Annotated in this window: 7 protein-coding genes (1 of these 7 running past the window's edge); 4 read left to right on the forward strand and 3 right to left on the reverse strand. The window is 63.2% G+C overall.

Annotation, left to right across the window (positions count from 1 at the left end; genetic code table 11):
• Nucleotides 1-8: 8 nt before the first annotated feature.
• A complete protein-coding gene (gene rpmF / locus SU48_RS00780) occupies nt 9-191 on the reverse strand; it encodes a 50S ribosomal protein L32 (RefSeq protein WP_064013578.1) in 183 nt (60 codons plus the stop codon).
• Nucleotides 192-383: 192 nt separating this feature from the next.
• Between rpmF and SU48_RS00785 the strand changes: the two genes are divergently transcribed.
• The 4 genes from SU48_RS00785 to SU48_RS00800 all read left to right on the forward strand — a co-directional run bounded on the left by SU48_RS00785 (nt 384) and on the right by SU48_RS00800 (nt 4,837).
• Complete coding sequence (locus SU48_RS00785; protein ID WP_064013579.1) at nt 384-1,031, forward strand: trimeric intracellular cation channel family protein; 648 nt, start codon at nt 384-386, stop codon at nt 1,029-1,031.
• A gap of 411 nt (nt 1,032-1,442) precedes the next feature.
• Nucleotides 1,443-2,795, forward strand: a complete 1,353-nt coding sequence (locus tag SU48_RS00790; RefSeq protein WP_064013580.1) for a deoxyribodipyrimidine photo-lyase — start codon at nt 1,443-1,445, stop codon at nt 2,793-2,795.
• A gap of 62 nt (nt 2,796-2,857) precedes the next feature.
• Nucleotides 2,858-3,535, forward strand: coding sequence for a tRNA (guanosine(18)-2'-O)-methyltransferase TrmH (gene trmH, locus SU48_RS00795; RefSeq protein WP_064013581.1), 678 nt, complete (start codon nt 2,858-2,860; stop codon nt 3,533-3,535).
• Between the two features lie 69 nt (nt 3,536-3,604).
• Nucleotides 3,605-4,837, forward strand: a complete 1,233-nt coding sequence (locus SU48_RS00800; RefSeq protein ID WP_064013582.1) for a 2,3-bisphosphoglycerate-independent phosphoglycerate mutase — start codon at nt 3,605-3,607, stop codon at nt 4,835-4,837.
• A gap of 98 nt (nt 4,838-4,935) precedes the next feature.
• Here SU48_RS00800 and hemW read toward each other — a convergent pair whose 3' ends face one another.
• Nucleotides 4,936-6,081, reverse strand: coding sequence for a radical SAM family heme chaperone HemW (gene hemW, locus SU48_RS00805; RefSeq protein WP_064013583.1), 1,146 nt, complete (start codon nt 6,079-6,081; stop codon nt 4,936-4,938).
• A 50-nt stretch (nt 6,082-6,131) separates the two neighbouring features.
• A protein-coding gene (locus SU48_RS00810; protein ID WP_064013584.1) for a hypothetical protein crosses the window boundary here: on the reverse strand, nt 6,132-6,143 show its 3' portion. Its footprint extends 474 nt past the window's final position; only the last 12 of its 486 coding nucleotides appear in the window; its start codon lies off the right edge, out of view; its stop codon occupies nt 6,132-6,134.

The following is a 6,143-nucleotide window of genomic DNA, read 5'->3' on the forward strand; positions in this document are numbered from 1 at the left end:
ATCTGACCTCAGACAGCCAGAACTTGACGGCCGTCGTAGTATCCGCAGCTGGGGCAGATGTGATGGCTCAGTTTCTTGGCGTGGCAGTGGGGGCAGGTGTTCAGGTTGGGGGCCACGAGGGCGTGGTGGCTGCGGCGCATGTCGCGCTTGCTCTTGCTGGTCTTCTTCTTGGGAACGGGATGCTTGGCCATGTTGGATTCTCCTTGTGCCGCTCGGCGTTTCCCGCCGGGGCGCGCTCTGCCCGCCGGGGTGTTTTCGTGCTGGTGTGCCGGAGGGCGCGGCCAACATCGGGCGGAAGAGACAACAGGCGGGAGTATAGCACGCCGCGCCGGGTGGGGGTTTGGGGTACAGAGCAGCATTGGCGGTTAGCTACAGTGCGGAGCGTGCATGAACTGATTCCGCCCGTCACACTGGCCCTCGGCCTGAGGCTGCTGGATTTGCTGGGCATCTTGGCGTTCAGCATGTCGGGGGCGCTGTTGGGCGTCCGCAAACGCTTCGACTTGTTCGGCGTGGTGGTGCTGGGCTGCGTCACGGCGGTGGGCGGCGGGGCCATCCGGGACACCCTCACCGGCCAAACGCCGCCCCTCTTTCTGAGAGACGAAACCTACCTGTGGGTGGCCCTTGCCGGGGCAGGTTTGGCCTTCGCCTTCGGAGAACGGCTGGCCCGCTTCGAGCGCACCCTCAGCATTTTCGACACGGTGGGGCTGGCATTGTTCGCCGCGTCGGGTGCCATCGGGGCCATCAATTTTGGGCTGGGGCCGTTGGGTGTCGTGTTCGTGGGCATGCTCAGTGGCGTTGGCGGCGGCATTATCCGCGACCTGATCGCCAACGAGGTGCCGGAAGTCATGTACCGCCGCGACCAGTTGTATGCCACGGCTGCGGCTTTGGGGGCGTTGGCGGTGTTGCTGCTGTATCCGTACGTCACGCCGTTTCAGGCACAGTTGGCGGGGGCGTTGGTGGTCATTGCGCTGCGCTGGGTGTCGCGGCGGGGGTGGGTGCAACTTCCGGTTCGGCGGTTGCCGGGGGGGTAGGGGTTGGGCTTGCTGCTCGGTTTTTTTGAGTTTGAAACAGGGTTTCTGGCTTTCTCCCGCGTTGGATTCCCCCACCCCCAAAGGGTGCAGGGGAGTTGTCGCTCCGCTGAGGAGGATTGATCTTGTCGCCTCCACACTCGGCTGAATCGTTCACCTGAAGTGGAACTGCCAGTCGTTCCTAAGCTGGAATTGGCCCGCCCACTGCGTGGACGACGGCCTCACACGGAATTGGCCGGGGACGATGTGGGGTGGCGGTGAGTGGTTTTAGCTCCTCACTCTTGAGGGGGGGAGGTTGGGACTCGAAGAGCTGCGCTAGCAGAGGGGGTGAGTGAGCTTTAGCGATTGCCCTACACCCCATCCCAGCACCATTCCCTACCATTCTTCCCACCTCCTACGCGGCACAATCGGCGCATGATTCATGAGTCACGGGTGCAACTGCTGCGGGTGGGAATGCCGGACAGCAAAGGCAGTTTTGTGCTGCTGTGGGTGCAGGCCAGCGTGCGCGTCACCGACAATCACGCGCTGGAATACGCGGTTCGAGAGGCTAACCGACTTGGGTTGCCCCTTGCCGCCGTGTTCGGTCTCACGCCCAGTTTTCCGGAGGCCAACGCCCGCCATTACCAGTTTTTGCTGGAAGGCTTGCGCGATCTCTCGGCGGGCTTGGCGGCACGCGGGATTCCCTTCAGCGTGCGCCTCGGCTCTCCGCCCGATGTGGTGCTGGCGGCCTCTAAGGGCGCGGCGGTGGTGATCACAGACCGGGGGTATCTGCGGATTCAGCGGCAGTGGCGGGAGGATTTGGCCGTGCGCCTCGGCGTGCCACTCGTGCAGGTGGAATCTGAAGCCCTGATTCCTGTGCAGACCACCAGCCCCAAGCAGGAATACGCCGCCCGCACCATTCGGCCCAAGATTCACCGCCTCTGGCACGACTATTTTGTGCCGCTGGAACCGCATGAGCTGAAGCGGCAGGGGCAAGACTGGCCCACCGATCTCGATTTGCCCCAACTAGATGTCTCTGCTCCCTCGGCCACCGTCAAGACCCTGCCGCTGGATTTCAGCGTGCCACCGGGCCGGGAAGCGGGTGGAGAAGTGGCCGCCCTTGCCCGCCTGAGTGCCTTCGTGGGCCAGCAACTTGCCGGGTACGCCGACACCCGCAACGATCCCACGCAGGACGGCAGCAGCCGCCTCAGCGCCTTTCTGCATTACGGTCAACTCTCGCCCCTGACGGCTGCGCTGGCCGCCCGCGAACACGGCGGGCCGGGGGCCGACACCTTTTTGGAAGAACTGATCGTGCGGCGCGAACTGAGTTTCAACCTCTGCCAGTACAACCCGCACTACGACACCTACGACGGTGTGCCCGATTGGGCGCGGAAAACGCTGGAAGAACACGCCGGAGACAAGCGCGAAGCCCTGTATACCCGCGAGCAGCTTGACCGCGCCGAAACGCACGATCCCTACTGGAACGCCTCGCAAAACGAGATGGTCAGAACCGGGCGGATGCACAACTACATGCGGATGTATTGGGGCAAAAAAGTGCTGGAATGGACAGAAACGCCGCGTGAGGCGCACGCCCACCTGATCGCCCTCAACAACCGCTACGAGCAAGATGGCCGCAACGCCAACAGTTTCGCGGGCATCAGTTGGGTGTTTGGGCTGCATGACCGTCCGTGGACACGCCGCCCAATTTTTGGCACGGTGCGCTACATGAATGCGGGGGGATTGAAGCGCAAATTTGACATAGAGACTTATGCGCGGCGGTGGGCTTAGGGAGGCAACGGGGGGGTTCGCCCGTCAACTCAACTCTCCAAGTGCGTTACCCTAGCCCCCTGATGACGCCGGAGCGATACCAAAAAATCATGCGGGTGTTGGGCAAGCGCCAGCCCACGCTCAGTGTCCTGATGGACGAAGTGAACAAGCCCCACAATTTCAGCGCCATCCTGCGAACCTGCGATGCGGTGGGCGTGCAGACCGCCCACGCCGTGCCGCCCAAAAGTGGCGAGATGCCCAGTTTCGGCTCTAGCGCCTACGAGGCCACATCGGGCAGCGCCCACAAATGGGTGAGGGTGCAGCCACACACCGACGCCGTGAGTGCCGTGCGCGAGTTGCAGGCGCAGGGCGTACAGGTCTTGGCGACCCACCTCAGCCAGCGCAGCGTGGACTACCGCACCCCCGATTACACCCGCCCCACCTGCGTGCTGTTGGGTGCAGAAAAATGGGGCGTGTCCGATGCAGCGGCGGAGGCGGCAGACGGCAACATCATCATCCCGATGTTTGGCATGGTGCAAAGCCTGAACGTGTCCGTTGCAGCGGCCACCATTCTGTTTGAAGCCCAGCGCCAACGCCTGAGCGCCGGAATGTACGACACGCCCCAACTCGCGCCGGATGACTTGGCCCGGATTGCCTTCGAATGGGGCTACCCCGACTTGGCGGCGGGCTACCGCGAACGCGGCGAGGAGTATCCGGCTCTGAACGAGGATGGCCAGTTTGCGCGGCCTGAAGAGGCGTAAGACCAGCCTTCTGCCCTCCCCCTAGACTCCTGACCGCCCCCTGAGGGTGTAACAGTTACACTTTCTGGCATGAGCGATCTTCTGGATACCGTGCGCGGGCTGGCCAAGAAAACCGACAGCAAAATCCTGATGGTAGTGCTGGACGGCGTGGGCGGCCTGCCCCTGACCCTCGGCGGCGACACCGAACTCGCCACTGCCAAAACGCCGAATCTGGACGCACTGGCAGCGGCTTCTCAGCTTGGGCTGGCCGAACTGGTGGGCGCGGGCATTACCCCCGGCAGCGGCCCCGGCCACCTTAGCCTCTTCGGCTACGATCCGCTGCATTACGTGGTGGGACGCGGTGCCCTCAGTGCTGTAGGCATCGGCGTGAAGTTGGGTGCAGGCGATGTGGCCGTGCGCGGAAACTTTGCCACCCTCGGCGCGGGCCGGATCGTGGATGACCGCCGCGCCGGACGCCCCAGCGATGAGAAGAACGTGGAAATCGTGGCCAAGCTGCGTGAAGCCATTGCCGAAATCGACGGTACGCCCGTGGAGATCTACACCGAGTCCGAGCACCGTTTTGTGGTGGTCTTCCGAGCGGTGGGCGGCGTGGCGTTGGGCGCGAACATCAGCGACGTAGACCCCCAAGATACGGGCGTGCAGCCTATGACGGCAGTCGCCCACGACGAAGCCGGGGCCAAGACCGCCCAGTTGGTCAATACCTTCGTGGCCCGTGCCGAAGCTGCCCTCAGCGCCGAGCCTCAGGTCAACGGCGTGCTGTTCCGAGGTTACAGCGATGTGCCCCACTTCCCGTCCTTCGACGCCGCCTACCAGTTGCGGGCCGCCTGCATCGCCAGCTATCCCATGTACAAGGGCCTCGCCAGTTTGGTGGGCATGGATGTGCTGCCCGTAGAGGGCCACGAAGACGCGCTGGAAGGCAAAGTCGCCGCCCTGACCGAGAACTGGGCCAAGTACGACTTCTTCTACTTCCACGTGAAAAAGACCGACTCCACGGGCGAAGACGGCGATTTTGCCGCCAAAGTCAAGAAGATCGAGCTGTTCGACGCGCTGCTGCCCCAACTGCTGGCCCTCAAGCCCGACGTGCTGTGCATCGTGGGCGATCACTCCACGCCTAGCAAGCTCGCCAGCCACTCTTGGCATCCCGTCCCGTTCCTGATTCACGCTGAACATGGCCGCAAAGACGTCGCCAACCGCTACACCGAAGAAGAAGCCGGACGGGGCAGCCTCGGCCTCCGCAAAGGCACGGATATCATGCCGCTGCTGATGGCGAACGCGCTGAAACTGAATAAATACGGGGCGTGAAAAACGGTAAGTAGGCAGTGGTGAGTGGGTGAAGGGCTTGGAACTTTGCGGTTCTGGCCCTTCGCCCACTTTTTGATACAGGTTGGAGCTTCCTGATCTCACCCTTCCAAAAAGTCCGTAATCACCTTGTTCAGCGCCCACCAGCCCTGCGGCGTGGCCCGCAACGTGTCGCCCTCCAAAGCCAGTAAACCCCGCGCTAGGTTGGCCTTGATCGGTTTGGCGTATCGTCCGGCCACGTCCAGTCCGCTGCGCTGCGTCAAGTCGCTCAGGCTGATGCCCCGCTGCACGCGCAGGCCCATGAACAGGGCGTCGGTGACGTATTCCTCGGCATCTATGGGTTGCGCCTTACCCTCTGCGCCTGTTAGCCATTCGTGCAGGTGAAGGTTGGTGCGGCGTTGGCCTAACAATTCTGCCTCACCTGCCGCTGGGTAGTGGCCCGCCGCTCCCGGCCCCAAACCCAGATAAAAACGGTTGCCCCAGTACGCCAGATTGTGCCGCGACTGTTGACCGGACCGCGCATAGTTGCTGATCTCATACCGGTCAAAACCGTGTGCGGTCAGCAACTCTTCGGTACGCTCGAAGCCTGCGCGTTCGTCGTCTTCCTCTACCGTTACGCCCCGGCGGGCAAACTCGGTGCCGGGTTCGATGGTCAGGGTGTACGCGCTGATATGACCCACGCCCAGCGCCACCAGTCCGGCAATATCGGCCTCTAACGGCTGCCCCGGCACGGCGGTAATCAGGTCGCCGCTGACCCGGAATCCGGCGTCTATCAGCGTGGTCACGGCGGCTCTGGCCTGCGCTGAATCGTGCGTGCGGCCCAAAAATTTCAGCGTGGCGTCATCCAAACTCTGCACGCCCACCGACGCCCGGTCTATGCCCAGCCCGCGCCACAGGGCTGCCCGCTCGGGGTTCACGGTGCCCGGATTGATTTCCAGCGTGTTCTCCACCCTGCCCCAGCCCAGATGCCGCCGCACGCTGCCCACCAGCGCTGTAATTTCTGCGTCACGCAAAAAACTAGGCGTGCCGCCGCCCAGATACACGGTATCTAAATCAACGTCATAGCGGGCTGCCAACTCCGCCGCCTCGGTTTCTACCCGCTCCAGATAGGCCTCTACCAGCCCCGCCCGCCGCGTCAGCACATGAAAATCGCAGTAGGGGCAGATGCTGGGGCAAAACGGCACATGCACATAGAGGTGCCGAATCGTGGAATCGAGCGTGGGGGAGGAGACAGCCGGGAAACTCACCTCAGAAGTGTAGGTGCAGCGGGCGGGGGAGAGGTGGGCCGGGATTGCTTTTAGCGGCCATG

The sequence above is a fragment of the Deinococcus puniceus genome (assembly GCF_001644565.1).
Taxonomy (GTDB): Bacteria; Deinococcota; Deinococci; order Deinococcales; family Deinococcaceae; genus Deinococcus; species Deinococcus puniceus.